Raw genomic sequence first — 13,775 nt, forward strand, 5'->3', positions numbered from 1 at the left:
CGGGGTGCCCGGCGATTGCCGGGGCCACCGTGTCGGTCAGAGGGTGTCGAGATCCGGTCGGCCTGCGGCGAACTCCGCCGCCGCGTCGCGGTACATCGCCAGGAGCCGGGCCGGGTCGCACTCGTTGCGGATGCCGTCGAGCAGCAGCTTGGCCATCGTGTAGCCGGGGTAGATGTCGAGGGCTTCGGCGAAGGCGTGGCTGGCGGTGACGGTGTCGCCCTGCCGCCAGGCGACCCAGCCGAGGAGGGTGAGGAGCGGCGGCGCCTTACCGGTGTGTGGCGGCACGCAGCGCCGGGCGAGGTAGCCCCACAGTTGCCGCTCGTAGGGAAGGTCGCTCTCCTCGCCGGTGGACAGCGCGGCGTCCCTGGCGTGCGGGTCTTGCAGGCCGAGGATGATGCGGGCGGCGATCTCGTCCATGAGCTGGGGACGGCCGTTGCGGAAGTCGGCCAAGGCTCCGTTGATGATGTCGATGGTGCCGTAGCGATCGAGGAGCCGTTCCTCTTCGCTGAGGGACCTGGTCGTAGTGGTGGCTGGTGGCTGCGTCGAGTGCTTCGCGGAAGCGCACCGCGGTGGTGTCGGTAGTAGGGCGGTACTCGCTGGCGACCTCGACGGCGTGCTGGAGGTGCCTCAGGCGGTGGGCGTGGCCCTCGCGGGCGGAGGCGAGCCAGTCTCGGGGGTCTTCGCCGTCGATCGTGCCGAGGTGTATGCCGGTGGCCAACTCGGGGTCGGTGGTGATGGTGTCGCGCAGGGCGAGCCGGGCGGCGATGAGGTCGCCTTGCCGCCAGGCGACGAACGCGAAGAGCGTCAGGATGGGCACGGCCTCTTGCTTGAACGGTTCGGCGCAGTGCCGTGCGAGGTAGGCCCAGAGGCGTCGGGCGTGGGGAAGGTCGCCGTCCTCAGCGTGCGCTATGCCGGCCTCCACGGCGGCGTCGTCCTGAAGGCCGACGATGAGCTGCGTGGTCAGGGCGCGGGTGAGGGCGGTCGCCCCGTCACGGAACCGGCTCATGGCGGCGTCGATCTGCTCCAGCGTCAACGCGAGCGTGGTGTCGCGTCCGGCGGTGGTCACGCACCGCGAGTTGAAGTGGTCGGCGGCTGTGTGCAGGTCCGTGAGGAACGCGGGGTCCGCCGTGGCCGCCCGGAACTCCTTGATGATGTCGCGGGTGCGAGGGCCGGGAGCGCGGCCGAGGCGGGCCATCTGTGCGGCGACGCTGGTGGGGTCGTCGGGCGACGGGAGCGGCTGGCCCTCGCAGCATCCGTCGATGTCGCACTCGTAGGCCCACCACCGGTCCGCGACGAGGCCGATCGTCGCCGGTCACCGCCCGGAACAGGTTCATCTGCCGCTGGTAGCGGTTGCCCTCCTCGATCATCTCGCCGGTGCCAAGGACGAGGGCGCCGCCGGCGAGCATGTTCGTGGCGGATAGGCCCCGGCGACCGGCCCCGGCGGTCGCCCGCTGGAGCCGGGACATCGACCGGGCGCCGTCGTCCCCGGCCGCGCGCAGCGCCGCACGGGCCGCCCCGGCGCGGGCGGTGATCCGGTTCAGCTCGCCGACGGCCGCCCGGGAGGAACGATTCAGCGCGGCGAACTGTGCGGCGAGCCGCGCCCCGTTGGCGTCCAACCGCGCCAGGGAGCGGTTCGCGGCGTCGGTCCGGTCCCCCAGGGCCCGCATCTGGGCGGAGGCAGCACGGGTTCCCGCGATCAGGTCGCGGACCTCGGCGCGCATCGCGACCGTGAGGGTGAACCCGGCCACCGCGGCGGCCTCCTTACATGGTGCGGGGGTGGATCAGGGGCGCGGCTCGTACTGCTCGCGCGGCAGGAGCTGGATCTTCACGCCATAGCCGGAGCGGTCCTGGGGGACGTGATCGCGTTCCTGCTCGATCAGCTCGCAGCCGGGGCAGCGCAGGGTGTCGGTGACGTAGGCGTGGGGGTCGCCGCCGCGTTCGCGGTCCCACTCCTCCAGCCGGGTGTGGCACTCCGGACACACCGACCGCTGCCACTCCGCCCAGGCCATCGCCTTGGCCCGGTCGAGGTCGGTCCAGCGGCCGTCGCCACCGAGGAACTGCGAGTGCGGGATCCGGTACCGCTCGCACAGCTCCAGTTCGGCGCGCAGGCCGGCGTCACGGCTCAGCCTTTTCCCAGCTCGACCCGGCTCTCCTGCTGGATCTGCCAGGCGGCGTCCCACAGCGCGTTGGCGTCCGGCGCCGACCAGCCGTTCAGCAGCTCCTCGGCCTCCTCACGGCTCATGCCGTCCACGGAGGCCGCCGCCACCAGAGCGGCGGGGAAGGTGTCGGCGTTGAAGATCGCCCCCTCCTCCGCCTGCTGTTCGGTGGGCGGGTGCTCGCTGATCAGCTCCTCCAGAACCGGGCGCGGCAGAGCGCGGAAGGTCAGAAACTCCGAGGCAGCGTCGAGCGCCGCCAGGGCCTGGCCCCGCGCCGCGTCGGCGTCGGCGGCCTGGCGCGCGGCCAGCTCGTCACCGGGGTTGGCCTCGGCGACGAACCGGGCACGGCGGGCGGCCTGCTCAGCCTCGTCGTACCGCTGGCGCAGCTCGGCGTCATCGCAGATGCGCAGCCGGTTCTGCGGGCGGGCTCGGCGGCGGAGCCGTTCCATCTTGGCCGACCACGCCCCCTCCGCCGCCCTGGCGGAGGGGGACGGGCGCTTGGCCTGTGCGGGGCGCGACACGATCAGCCCTCGTCAGCGTCGTGCTCGCGGACCGTCGCCTCGGTCTTGGACTTCGTGGTGCTGACCACGGTCACGTCGACGTGGTCACCGTCGGGGTGACCGTGCCCGTGGTCGTCGTCGCAGTCCTCGGCCGGCAGCGGACGGGGATGGGCCTGCGGCACCGGGCGGTCGAGGGACGGCTCGTCGGTGATGGTGAAGTCGACCTTGAACTTCGCGGCCTCGTTGCCGGTGCTGTACGTCGCGGCGCGGGTGGCGACCTGCACGGGGAACACGTCCACCGAGCGAGAGCCGGGCAGGTCGCCCTTGCGGAGAAGGATGACGTAGCCCTTCGCGCCCTTGGGGAGCTGCTGCTCGATCGCGTCGGAGAACCGATCCTCGTAGAAGGTCAGGCTGGAGTTCTCGGCCTTGTCGTTGCCCGGGATCGAGGAGTTGAAGGTCGAGCCCATGTCGGGGGTCTCGATGGGGTCGTTCTCCAGCGCCCAGCCCTCGATGTCCGAGACGGCGTCGGTCAGGGCGAAGGCGTTGGTGATCTCTCGGCGGCTGGGGTACTTCGGGTCGTTCAGGTCCTTGGACCACAGGATCTTGGAGATGCCGCGCCGCAGAAATCGGGTCTGGGTCTTCTTCGTGCTCGTGGACACAGGTCCGCTCCCACTTCTGGGGCAGCGTCCCGTGCCGAGGCCCTGCCCCTTGAGGTTCAAAGGGGGTTCGCCTGGCCTGGGGCCTAGCGTCCGCGCGGGCCTCCGCGGTGAGGATCAGAAGAATCGATTCTTCATGCTGGGGTCACGGTGATCGTGACCCGCTGCACGTAGGACACGATAGCGCCTGCCGCCGACACCGAGGGCTCTCCTCCGGCGTCGTAGGTCAACTCCCGGTCGATGACACGCGCTTCGGGAACGTGCAGGTCGTGGGTCCAGCGTCCGTCGGTCCGGCCGACGACGCCAGCGCGTACGCGGTCGGCCAGCCACTCGACCTGATCGGCTCGTTCCCCGACCGAGGTGACCTGGTAGGCCCAGGCGGCATCGGCGTGCCAGTCCCACAGGGGCGGGCCCGCGAACTCGGCGGGCAGTGAGTCGAGGATCGTGTACGGCACGGGCGCGGGCTCCCACCCGGACTTCCCCTGGACTCGCGGGAGTTCACCCACACCGCAGGGGCGGCCCGTGGCGTGCTCCAGGAGGGCGGCGAGCGCGCGGGTCACCGGAAGACGAGCGGTCACGGCAGCACCCCGTCCGCCAGGGCCTGGATGAAAGCCGGTTCGGTCTGCCGGAACGCGGGCTCGACGTGCGGGAACGGCGGCTGCCGGTAGTGCCGCCCGAGGCTGTCCACGCCGACGAAGCCGTACTCCAGCCGTCGCGCCTGCGGGGAGTCGGAGAACACCTCGGCGGTGACCTCGCCGCCGCCGGTGCGCATCCGCACGTCCCAGGAGGCGCGGTACTGCCCGGTGATCACGTTCGGGCCGGGCCTGCCGCTCGCGTTCCGCTGGATGCGGACCCGCAGCAGCATGGCGTGGTGCCGTGTGATCGTCCGCGTGCGGGCGCGGGTGGCCGGACCCATCCGGGCCAGCGCGGCGGCCAGCGCGATCGGATCACGGAACGCGGTCGCGTCCGGGTGGGCGTTGGGGTGCGGGTTCGCCGGGGCCATCAGTCGATCACCTGCACCCTGACGATGCGCACCACGCTGTAGGTGCCCACGGCTTCGTCGGAGACGCGGAAGCGACGGCCCACCAACTGCGGGTCGCGGGGACCGCCGGGGCGCACGGAACCGGCCACACGGATCACGTCGTCGCCCCGCAGCACCGGGGCTTCCACCGGCAGCACGGCCTGGTAGTCGGTGGTCGGCGGCTCGACGGCGACCGACCCGCCCACGGCCTGTGTGATGGCCGGGCGGCCGAGCGGCATCACCGCGCCGAGCCCGTCCCAGACCAACTGCTCGTCCGGCGCGGGCGGCACGAGCTGGCCCGTGGACTCGTCCAGCACGTCATCCGTACGGCCTGCGCTGTCCCGCCACGCTTCCAGCTTGTCGTCCAGGATGCGGCCGACGACTCGGCGCGCACCCTCCACGTCAAAGGCCACGAGCCCACTCCACAAGCTGGGTCAGCATCGCCTTTGTCAGCGAGTACGGCTCGGAGCCGAGGTCAGGGCGGGCCAGCGTGGCGCGCTCCAGAGCCTCCGGGTCGATCGCGTCCAGGAAGATGGCTGCCACTGGCCCCGGGTCGGGCGGGTCGGCAATCGCGACACGGGCCATCCCCGACCACTGACTGTCGCCGCGGTCCGCAACGTGCAGCAGGACCTCCGGCCGTTCCCCGGCGAAGTGGCTGACCGAGTACGCCTTGACGGCGCTCGGGTCGATTCGCGAGCCGTCGATCTCGATGTCGGCCCGACCGCCCCGCGCGCTGATCTCCACGCGCCGGGCGGTGGCCGTGTCGTTCGTCTGATCCATTCAGCCGACGCTAGGAGCACTGTCGGACACCTCGAGGCGGCGGTAACGGAGCCCCGGCGGGCGCCGTCCCGTGCCTGGCCAGCCGTACGGGCGTCCTGGCGTGGATCTACGGGTTTGCTCCGTCGGTCCGTTAACACTTGGCGACGGGCCTTCTGGGCACCATTCGCAATACGTACTCTGGCCACAATGCTCCGATCAGCGAGGGGAAGCCGACGTGAATGAGAGCGTTATGCTGGGGGACCGGCTCCGGGTGGCACGCAAGACGCGGGGACTGTCCGCCGCGCAACTTGCCCAGCGGGTCGCGGTCTCCCCCAGCCTGGTGCAGAAGCTGGAGTCCGGCGCGCGGAAGGCGACGCCGAGCCTGATACTCGCCCTGTCGAGGGCCCTGCACTTCGGCCCCGAGGTACTGACCGGTCAGCCGTACTACGGGGACCCCGAGGCGGAGGACGGCGTGCACGCCGTCATTCCGGAGCTGAGGCGCATCCTGCTGTGCTTCGACACCCCAGATGAGCTGGAGACGCGTCCACGCGCTCTGCCGGTCCTGGCCTCCGAGGTGGACCAGATCGCAGCTCTCCGGCGTGATGCCCGATACGTGCCGATGGGGCCGCTGCTCCCTCCGGTGATCACAGAACTGACCCACGTTGCTCTCAGCGCGCGTGGCGATGAACAGCAGAAGGCGTTCTGGCATCTGGCCCGCGCGTACCGTGCGGTCAACAGCCTGGCCCACAAGATGGGGCACCACGACCTCGGCAATACGGCCCTGGAGAGGGTGAGGTGGGCAGCTGACCGCAGTGGCGATCCCCTCATGCAGTTCACGGCCGGGTTCCTGGTGGCGGGGTCGATGCTGCGGCAGGGAGCTACCGAGTCGGCTCGTCGCAAGCTCAAAGGCCTACGGCACGAGTTGGAGCGGTCCCAGCCGGAGCATTCGTACACCGACGACGCGCTTGCGGTCGACGGGGCACTGCTGCTGAAGCTGGCGGTCGTTGAATCGCGGGACAACAACCCCGATGCGGCGGAAGAGTTCCTGCGCGAAGCAGAGCAAGTGGCGCTGATGGCCGGCAACCGGGACAGCCTGGCCTACGAGATGAGCTTCGGCCCAACAAACATCAAGATCCACTCGGTGCATACGTTGATCGACACCGGCGACAGCGAGCAGGCCCTCGCCCGGCTCGCTGAATGGGGACAGGGCGGAGCGGCATGGGCGCCGCCTGCCTCCACGGTGGGTGAGCGATCCAGCCACCATCACATCGACGTCGCCTCGGCACGCCTGGCGGAAGGTGACCGCGGCGGAGCGTTCGCAGAGCTGAAGCGAGCCCGGAAGATCGCGCCGAACCACACGCGATTCCACCCATCCGTGCGCGAAACGCTCGGCTCGCTGCTGCGCATGGACACGCACCCGTCCGCCGAGTTGTCCGCGTTCGGCACATGGGCTGGAGTCGCGTAGCACAACTCCCCTTACACTCGCGGGACTTGGCCTGAATTGGGTGCGGACAGTTTGTCCGCGCACACCCGCCTCCAGAGTGGAATGGTCCTCTCACACTCAGTTGTGAGGGGGCCTTTCCTATGTCGGACGCGATCCCGACCACTCGACTGCCAAGGTGGATGCCTCTCGGCAGCGAGCCGGAGTTGTGTCCCGCCGGCACGTGGTGGGACGCCATCCGTGCACCCGAACATCTGGGCCGCAGGGCCGTAGAACTCATCGAGGAGCAGGGGCTCCCTGTGGGCTCCGTCGTCCTCGACGAGGGCGGCCGTGAGCCGCGCATGTACTTCCTGACCCCGGTCGGCACCGCTGAACGGTGGGCGGAACAGGGCACTGTCGCGTTGGGACCGTCCTGCCACGTCCTGGTCCCGTCGGCGAAGCGGACGTCCGGCCCCGGTCTCCACTGGTACCGGCTGCCCACCGGCCCCCGTGCCGTGATCTCACCTGACGGGCTTCACCGCGCCCTGATCAAGGCGCGCCGGGAGCGCGAAGGCCCCCATTAGGACTCGCTCTGCGGCCTGAACTCCTCCCCGTGGGAGCTGCCGCAGAGCGGCTAGGCGCCGCCCCACTCACTCCCCGTGGGGCGGCACCCGCCGGACCCCGGCGGATGCAAGTGATTGTTCCAGCACGTCCGACACACAGAGAGGATCAACTGTGCCTCAGCCCAGGCGAGAGAAGAAGGACCACCTGATCTACGCGGACGTCGTGGACTCCAAGTCCAAGGCGGGCGTCTGGATGGGTGAGCGGGCCTCCTTCCAGGAGAAGCAGGGCCGCATCATCGAGGCGCTCAAGGAGCAGACCGACTGGGTCGAGCTGAAGGACGCGATCATGGTCATCGGCACCGACCCGGCCGGCATCACGGTCATCGCCCCCAACCCGACCCTGCCCGGCGTGATCGTCCTCGCCGACGGTGGCTCCCTGGCCACCTCCGCGAAGCTCCAGGCCACGGCCGAGGACAAGGTCCGCGAGGTCATGGCCGAGCTCGGCATCGCCGAAGAGGAAACGGCGGCCTGACCAACATGGCCGTCCCCCGGATGCTGTGGGGGAAGTACTTCCAGTACGAGCGGGACGGGGAAGCAGTTCTCCTCGACCCGGTCGGGCTGGACAGTGTGTTCATCGACTCCGGCGAGGTCCACGACCTCGCCGGGGTCCCCCCGACCGCGACCCATGAAGCCCTCGCAGGGCTCGGCTTCACCTCCGACGGCCCCATGGCCGACCGGCGAGAAGCACTCCGTAACCGTCTTCGACTCCTTGGGCTCGACGCCACACCTGACCGCATCAGTGGTCTGCGCGTAGTGCTCACCGACCGCTGCAACATGGCCTGCACTTACTGCTTCGTCGATACGAACACCGGCAAGCCGGACATGACGAAGGAGGAGCTGTCGGAGGGCTTGGAGTTCCTGTTCGAGCAGAACGCCGGCCAGCAAGAGGTGTCCATCCAGTGGTTCGGCGGCGAGCCGACGATCCGCTTCGACCTCATGCAGTACGGCGACCGGCTCGCAGACACCCTCGCCGACCGCTACGACGTCGCAAGGGTCCGGCGCACGGTCGTCACCAACGGGGCCCGTCTGACCGACGAAGCCCTCGACCACTTCGTCGCGTACGAGTATGGGGTCGGCATCTCCATCGACGGCCCCCCGGGTATCAATTCCGCCCACCGCCTCCTGCTCGGCGGACAGCCCGCAGACGACCGCATCCGCCGCAACGTCGCCCGATTCGTCGAGGCGGAGGGGCTGCACGTGGGCTGCAACCTCACCCCAACGGCCGCGAACATTGGGCGATTGGCCGAAACTGTCCGGTGGATCATCGATGACCTCGGGCTGAAGTTCATCTACGTCAACACCCCCATCCCGACTGCGGGCCGCTGGCAGGTAAAGGGCGCCGACCTGGCTCAGGAGCTCTACGAGGCCCGCCTGGCCGCCCTGGGTCGCGGCGGAATGCTGTTCTCTGTCCTCGACCGCGCCTTCCAGGCCCTCGACACCCGCCGGCCGATGCTGTTCGACCACATGCAGGGGGACCGCAGTCTGAACGCCGCCCTGCTGCCCGGCAACCGGGTCAGCCTGTGCGACATCAACTTCACCGAGCCGTCATTCCTGCACACCCTGGACGAGTTGCGGGCCGATCCCGGCCGCCTGGCTGGTGTGGCGAAAAACGTCGCACCCATCTCCGAGTGCGGGAACTGCCCGGCACTCGCCATCTGCGGCGGCCCCTCCCGCAACGAGCAGGCCCTCGTCGGAGGCACCAGCCCTGATCCCGAGATGTGCGCGTTCTACACGAGCACCGTGGAGATCGCCGTGTGGGACAACACGGGGGTGCAATGAGCGTCAAAGTCCGTACGGCGCTGGTCTCCACGGCCGGGCACTGCAAGGTGGCCTGCGGCTTCTGCTTCCGCGCTGACCGTGCTCACGGCTTCCTCGACACCGCGACGTACACACGCACACTGTCGCGGCTGCGGGAGGCTGGCGTGGAGGGCGTATGTCTGACGGGTGGCGAGCCCACCCATCATCCGCAGCTCAGGCAGCTTGTACGGCTGGCGCACCAGTTCGGCATGTCGGTGTCGATGGTGACCTCGGCTCGCTCCATGGCCGAGGTCATCGCCCTCTCCCACGTGACCCACCTACTGAGCAACGTGACCGTGTCCGCCGACTCGCAAGGCGCGATGCTGCTGGGACGCACCACCCGCACGGCGGCCTCGGGCATCGCCACGCTACGCGCCATCAGCACCGAGACGAAGATCCTCCACGTCACCTGCTGGGGTCTGAGCGATGATGAGTGCCAGGAGCTGGCCGACCTCGTGTCCGAGGCAGGCGTGGAGGTCCAGTTCAGCCCCGTCGTCCTCGACGAGCGCGCCTTGCGCCGGGACGGCAAGTCGGTCCAGGACTATTGGGTACAGCAGCATCTGGACGCCGACGTGCTGAGCCGCTACTTCAACCTGTCCGATCGGTACCGGGCCTACCTCGGCGAGCTCCGGGACCTACAGCTGCCACCGGCGGGGGGCGAGCGGTGGTCGTGCCGCTCGGCGACCGCGTACGTGTCCGCGGACGGTCACATCCGGCGCTGTCCCTACGGCCAGGCATCAGTCAGCGTCCATGCGCCTCGGGCCAGCATCAGACAGTTCCTGAGCGATCCGGCGCAGGACCGCGTGACCCCGGACTGCGCTGCAATCTGCCGATCCTCCGCCGCATCCGACGACCGCGCGGCGTCGTGCGCCGCGCCGGCGTGAGCGGCGCTACGTACACAACTCCATGGACCGCCCTATGACGATCACGACACCGGACGACTTCATACATCGGTGGCGGCAACCACCGAACTTCTCCCTGGAGGTCGCCTTCGACTACACGTTCCTGCCCGCCATCGACGTCCTCGACCACATCCGCCGGGACACGGAAGTGCGCTTCACGATCCTCGGGGACGACGATTGGCAGGTGCGCATGGACCGCACCGCCGCCTTCCGCACCGCCCCGCTCGAAGAGATCGTCACGTGGCCGTTCCGGCTGGTGCACTTCAACCTCAGCCGCTTCTACGACGACCTTCTGCACGGCTTCCAGGACGAGGTGATGATTCCCTGGCGCGCCCATCTGTCCGCCCGGGGTTTCACCTGGCAGCGCCTGGCTCCGATCCTCTTCCTGTCCACCGAAGGGGCGTCCTCGACGTACCACAACGACAACTCGCATGGCCTGGTCTGGCAGGTGCATGGCAGCAAGACGTTCCACAGCTACCTCACGCCCGACAAGCACCTCTCGGCCGATGCCGCGGTGATCGGTGAGACGACGGGTGAGGAGCCGCCCGAGCATGACGCGGCCGACCGCCAGTCGGTCGTCATGCGGCCCGGCTCCCAGTTGTGGAGCCATGCCCTGACCCCCCACTGGGTCACCACCGAGTCGTCGCTCGCCATGAGCGTCACCCTCTCCCACGGCGGCCTGTGCCACCAGGGCCGCTTCTCCGAGCGGGAGTTGGCACTGCGGGCCTACTGGGACAAGAACCCTGCCGAGGCGTGGACGCATGACCTGCGCAGCGTCCGCTACTGAGACCGCGTCCCACGACACGAGGCATCGGCCCGTGTCGTGGGACGCGCCCATCAGCCGGTTACGGCGTGAGACGGTTCGGTCCGCGGAAGAGGAAGGTGGCCTCGCGGATCGACTCCAGACCGAGGAGCACCATCAGCACCCGGCCGAGGCCCATGCCCAGGCCACCGTGCGGCGGGCAGCCGTACCGGAACGCGTTCAGGTAGTCCTGCAACGGCTCTGGGCTCATGCCCTTCTCGGCGGCCTGCTTCAGCAGCACGTCATACCGGTGCTCGCGCTGTGCGCCGGTGGTGACCTCCAGCCCCTTCCACAGCAGGTCGAAGCTCAGAGTCACACTCGGGTCGTCGGCCGGCCGCATGTGGTAGAAGGGCCGGATGCTCACCGGGTAGTGCGTGATGAACACGAACTCGTGCCCGGTGGCCTCCTGGATGTGGGCGCTGATGCTGCGCTCGCCCTCCGGGTCCAGGTCCTCCTTGATCCCTTCCGGGTCCCAGCCTCCCTTGCGCAGGATCTCGTGCGCCTCGGCCATGGTGATGCGAGGGAAGGGCGTCGTCGGGACAGTGATCTCCACACCGAAGTGCTCTCGGATGGCCTCACCGTGGGAGTCGGCGACCTTCGCGATCGCGTGGGCGAGCATCTGCTCCTCGAACGCCATCACGTCCTCGACGCCGTCGATCCAGGCGAGCTCGACGTCGACGCCGGTGAACTCGGTGGCGTGCCTGGAGGTGAACGATGGCTCGGCACGGAAGACGGGGCCGATCTCGAAGACTTTCTCGATGCCGGCCGAGATTGCCATCTGCTTGTAGAACTGCGGCGACTGCGCCAGGTAGGCGCTGCGGCCGAAGTAGCCGAGCTTGAAGACCTCCGCTCCGGATTCCGAGGCCGTTCCCATGAGCTTGGGGGTGTGCATCTCCGTGGCGCCCTGCGCGTAGGCGTACTCGCGCATCCCCTGTTCCAGGGTGGTCTGCACGGCGAACATCAGCTGTGTGGCGGTCCGACGGCGCACGTCAAGGAAGCGCCAGTCCAGCCGATGCTCAATGCCGGTGTGCTCGTCGATCGGCAGCGGCGTAGCGGCCAGGTTCAGGACCTCGACCGACTCAGGGACGAGTTCCAGGCCGCCGAGCTTGACCTGCTCGGCGTCGACCACACGGCCGGTGATCTTGACTGCGGACTCGGGGGTGAGAGCTTCGAGCTGGGCCTCAAGCGGCCCGTCGTCACGCTTGTGGGTCACCTGCACCATGCCGGTGCTGTCCCGCACGATGACGAACTGCATCTTGCGCTGCAGGCGCAGGGTGTTTACCCACCCGCAGACAGTGACGGTACGGCCGACGTGTTCTCGCAGGTCAGAGACGTGTACGCGGCTTTGGATCATTGCGGTCCTCCGAAGGACATCGTCATGATCCCTTGGGAGTGCGGGCGAGAAGGGCAACTCGCGGTGCCACCGCACTTTCGCCGCCACAGCGTGGCGGCCTCATTCGGGCCCGCTGACGGGGGCCAACCGGCGGGGCATTGGACCACCGAACGGGGTCGTTCCTCCCCGCGCTCAGGAGGGTCTTCGCCTCGGGGCGCGAGGCCGCCTTTCCAGCTTCCGGCGGCTCTCTCGACTCGCGTGATCCCGGGCTACTCGTCTCCATCAACGCGTTGCCCAGCAGGATACGGATCTCACGGGCACCGCCGCAATCAAGAACACACTTCTGAACGGGAGGAACGGCTGTGAGCGTGCCCGTGCGACGGGCGGTGGCCGCCGACGCCGGGGAATTGGCCCGCCTGCGCCAGCTATCGCTGACCTGCCCGGCGGTGCCTTGGAGCAGGCCCCGGGATGTACCGGACGGGCCGTGGGTCAAGGAGTGCCAGCAGGTGTTCGCTGCCATGCTCGATGGCCCGGACACGGCCGCCGCGTTCGTGGTGGATGCGGCTCCCGGCCGCGTGGCGTCCTGTGCGGTGGGGTTTCTTCTACCTCGACTTCCTGGCCCGGGGAGCAGCAAGCCGTTCAACGGTGACATCAGCACCGTCGCCACCGATCCAGAGTTCCGCAGGCGGGGCTATGCCCGGGCAGTGGTGACGGCCCTCATGGGCTGGATGGCCGTGCGCGGCTGCAAGCGCATCAGCCTCACGGCCAGCCCAGAGGGAGAGCCGCTCTATACGTCGCTCGGGTTCGTGTATGACGAACCTCGGATGACCTGGCGGGTCCAGTGATTGCCCGGCACCGGAGTGACCAGAGCGTCCCGCTCGATCAGCACCCGGCGCGCGACGACGTCGCGCTGCGGCCGGCGGTGGAGGACGCCGCGATGGGCCGTTGGGAGGGGGCACGGGATCTGCTGGCGGCGACCGGCCCGGACTGGGACCGCCGGATCTTCCGCCTTCAGGTACTCGCCGAGGCCGGAGCCCGCCTGCGGTTTGCCGACACCTGGGCAAGGGCCGAACCGCGCTCGCCGCACGCACTCGCCCTCCTGGCCAACGTTCAGGCCCTCCGGGCCATGATCGCCGGGCCAGGCAGCAGCGGTCGGGGCCTGATGGAGGAAGCCTGGGCCACCTGTCGCGCGACCCTGGAAACGTGGCCCGAGGACGTGGCGCCGCTGGTCGTGATGCTCGCGCTGCTCCGCACCCACGCCCCGAACCGCAAGACCCTGAACGCGGTGTGGGACGAGATCATCAAGCGCGACCGATGGAATCGCGAGGCGTACCACGAGGTCGTGACCTTCCTGCTCCCCCGCTACCACGGAGAGCAGGGCGAGGCGATGTGGTGGGCCGAGGAGCAGGCGGCCATCGCCCCTCAAGGGCTGCCGATCGCGGTTCTGCCACTCGTGGTGATCGCCGAGGCCCACCGGACCCGCCAGGAGCAGGACCGCGACGCTTACGGGCTCACCATCCATCCATGGGTCGACTGCCCGCAGATCGACCACGTGCTGGAGGGCTGGTGGCGCTACCGCGCCCCGCGACCGCACGCCTGCTTCGCGGATGACGCCAACTACCTGGCTCACGCCCTGTCGTTCGCGAACCGTCACAGCGAGGCCCTTGAGGTCTTCGACGCGATCGGCCCGTACGCCACGCAGGTCCCCTGGTCGTACTGCGGACAGGCCCGCGACCTGTTCCTACGGCACCGCGCCTGGGCCTACAGCCCACCGCGGCGCCGACGCCGCTAAACCCTCGAACTACC

16 protein-coding genes and 2 pseudogenes are annotated in these 13,775 nt (G+C 69.4%); 8 read left to right on the plus strand and 10 right to left on the minus strand.

Annotated elements, in window-relative coordinates:
- Nucleotides 1-36: 36 nt before the first annotated feature.
- From ABZZ38_RS20910 to ABZZ38_RS20950, 9 genes and pseudogenes are all read right to left on the minus strand, one after another.
- Nucleotides 37-546: pseudogene (locus ABZZ38_RS20910) on the minus strand (DUF4192 family protein); the annotation flags it as partial.
- A gap of 184 nt (nt 547-730) precedes the next feature.
- Nucleotides 731-1,303: pseudogene (locus ABZZ38_RS20915) on the minus strand (DUF4192 family protein); the annotation flags it as partial.
- Nucleotides 1,304-1,781: 478 nt separating this feature from the next.
- On the minus strand, nt 1,782-2,180 hold the full coding sequence (locus tag ABZZ38_RS20920; RefSeq protein WP_356741969.1) for a hypothetical protein: 399 nt from the start codon (nt 2,178-2,180) through the stop codon (nt 1,782-1,784).
- Entirely contained in the window at nt 2,123-2,677 is a 555-nt protein-coding gene (locus ABZZ38_RS20925; protein WP_356741972.1) for a hypothetical protein, read from the minus strand. Before ABZZ38_RS20925 ends, ABZZ38_RS20920 begins: the two co-directional genes overlap by 58 nt.
- Before the next feature lie 2 nt (nt 2,678-2,679).
- A complete protein-coding gene (locus ABZZ38_RS20930; protein ID WP_356741974.1) occupies nt 2,680-3,315 on the minus strand; it encodes a hypothetical protein in 636 nt (211 codons plus the stop codon).
- Between the two features lie 131 nt (nt 3,316-3,446).
- Nucleotides 3,447-3,890: a hypothetical protein gene (locus ABZZ38_RS20935; protein WP_356741977.1), complete on the minus strand. Its 444-nt coding sequence runs from the start codon at nt 3,888-3,890 to the stop codon at nt 3,447-3,449.
- Complete coding sequence (locus ABZZ38_RS20940; RefSeq protein WP_356741979.1) at nt 3,887-4,315, minus strand: HK97 gp10 family phage protein; 429 nt, start codon at nt 4,313-4,315, stop codon at nt 3,887-3,889. The genes ABZZ38_RS20935 and ABZZ38_RS20940 overlap by 4 nt, the downstream gene beginning before the upstream one ends.
- Nucleotides 4,315-4,746 (minus strand): DUF6093 family protein, encoded by a 432-nt coding sequence (locus ABZZ38_RS20945; protein WP_356741984.1) that lies wholly within the window; start codon nt 4,744-4,746, stop codon nt 4,315-4,317. The genes ABZZ38_RS20940 and ABZZ38_RS20945 overlap by 1 nt, the downstream gene beginning before the upstream one ends.
- Complete coding sequence (locus ABZZ38_RS20950) at nt 4,736-5,113, minus strand: hypothetical protein (RefSeq protein WP_356741987.1); 378 nt, start codon at nt 5,111-5,113, stop codon at nt 4,736-4,738. Before ABZZ38_RS20950 ends, ABZZ38_RS20945 begins: the two co-directional genes overlap by 11 nt.
- A 214-nt stretch (nt 5,114-5,327) precedes the next feature.
- Here ABZZ38_RS20950 and ABZZ38_RS20955 point away from each other — a divergent pair, with 214 nt between their 5' ends.
- The 6 genes from ABZZ38_RS20955 to ABZZ38_RS20980 all read left to right on the plus strand — a co-directional run bounded on the left by ABZZ38_RS20955 (nt 5,328) and on the right by ABZZ38_RS20980 (nt 10,621).
- The gene (locus ABZZ38_RS20955; RefSeq protein ID WP_356741991.1) at nt 5,328-6,557 is read left to right on the plus strand and encodes a helix-turn-helix transcriptional regulator; all 1,230 of its coding nucleotides are present in this window, start codon (nt 5,328-5,330) and stop codon (nt 6,555-6,557) included.
- A 158-nt stretch (nt 6,558-6,715) separates the two neighbouring features.
- Entirely contained in the window at nt 6,716-7,096 is a 381-nt protein-coding gene (locus tag ABZZ38_RS20960) for a hypothetical protein (RefSeq protein WP_356741993.1), read from the plus strand.
- 151 nt (nt 7,097-7,247) lie between these two features.
- Nucleotides 7,248-7,607 (plus strand): hypothetical protein, encoded by a 360-nt coding sequence (locus tag ABZZ38_RS20965; RefSeq protein ID WP_356741995.1) that lies wholly within the window; start codon nt 7,248-7,250, stop codon nt 7,605-7,607.
- A gap of 95 nt (nt 7,608-7,702) precedes the next feature.
- The gene (locus tag ABZZ38_RS20970; protein WP_356741997.1) at nt 7,703-8,914 is read left to right on the plus strand and encodes a radical SAM protein; all 1,212 of its coding nucleotides are present in this window, start codon (nt 7,703-7,705) and stop codon (nt 8,912-8,914) included.
- Nucleotides 8,911-9,816 carry a radical SAM protein gene (locus ABZZ38_RS20975; protein ID WP_356741999.1) on the plus strand — a complete coding sequence of 302 codons (906 nt, stop codon included), beginning with the start codon at nt 8,911-8,913 and terminating at the stop codon, nt 9,814-9,816. The genes ABZZ38_RS20970 and ABZZ38_RS20975 overlap by 4 nt, the downstream gene beginning before the upstream one ends.
- 34 nt (nt 9,817-9,850) lie before the next feature.
- On the plus strand, nt 9,851-10,621 hold the full coding sequence (locus ABZZ38_RS20980; RefSeq protein WP_356742002.1) for a hypothetical protein: 771 nt from the start codon (nt 9,851-9,853) through the stop codon (nt 10,619-10,621).
- 58 nt (nt 10,622-10,679) lie between these two features.
- On the opposite strand, the gene aspS is transcribed toward ABZZ38_RS20980, so the two are convergent.
- Complete coding sequence (gene aspS / locus ABZZ38_RS20985) at nt 10,680-11,990, minus strand: aspartate--tRNA(Asn) ligase (protein ID WP_073751581.1); 1,311 nt, start codon at nt 11,988-11,990, stop codon at nt 10,680-10,682.
- Nucleotides 11,991-12,331: 341 nt separating this feature from the next.
- On the opposite strand from aspS, the gene ABZZ38_RS20990 reads away from it, so the two are divergent.
- Entirely contained in the window at nt 12,332-12,814 is a 483-nt protein-coding gene (locus ABZZ38_RS20990; protein ID WP_202977427.1) for a GNAT family N-acetyltransferase, read from the plus strand.
- Nucleotides 12,811-13,761, plus strand: a complete 951-nt coding sequence (locus ABZZ38_RS20995; RefSeq protein ID WP_356742005.1) for a hypothetical protein — start codon at nt 12,811-12,813, stop codon at nt 13,759-13,761. The genes ABZZ38_RS20990 and ABZZ38_RS20995 overlap by 4 nt, the downstream gene beginning before the upstream one ends.
- Nucleotides 13,762-13,775 lie beyond the last annotated feature (14 nt).

Source organism: Streptomyces sp. NPDC006368 (assembly GCF_040612535.1).
Classification (GTDB): domain Bacteria; phylum Actinomycetota; class Actinomycetes; order Streptomycetales; family Streptomycetaceae; genus Streptomyces.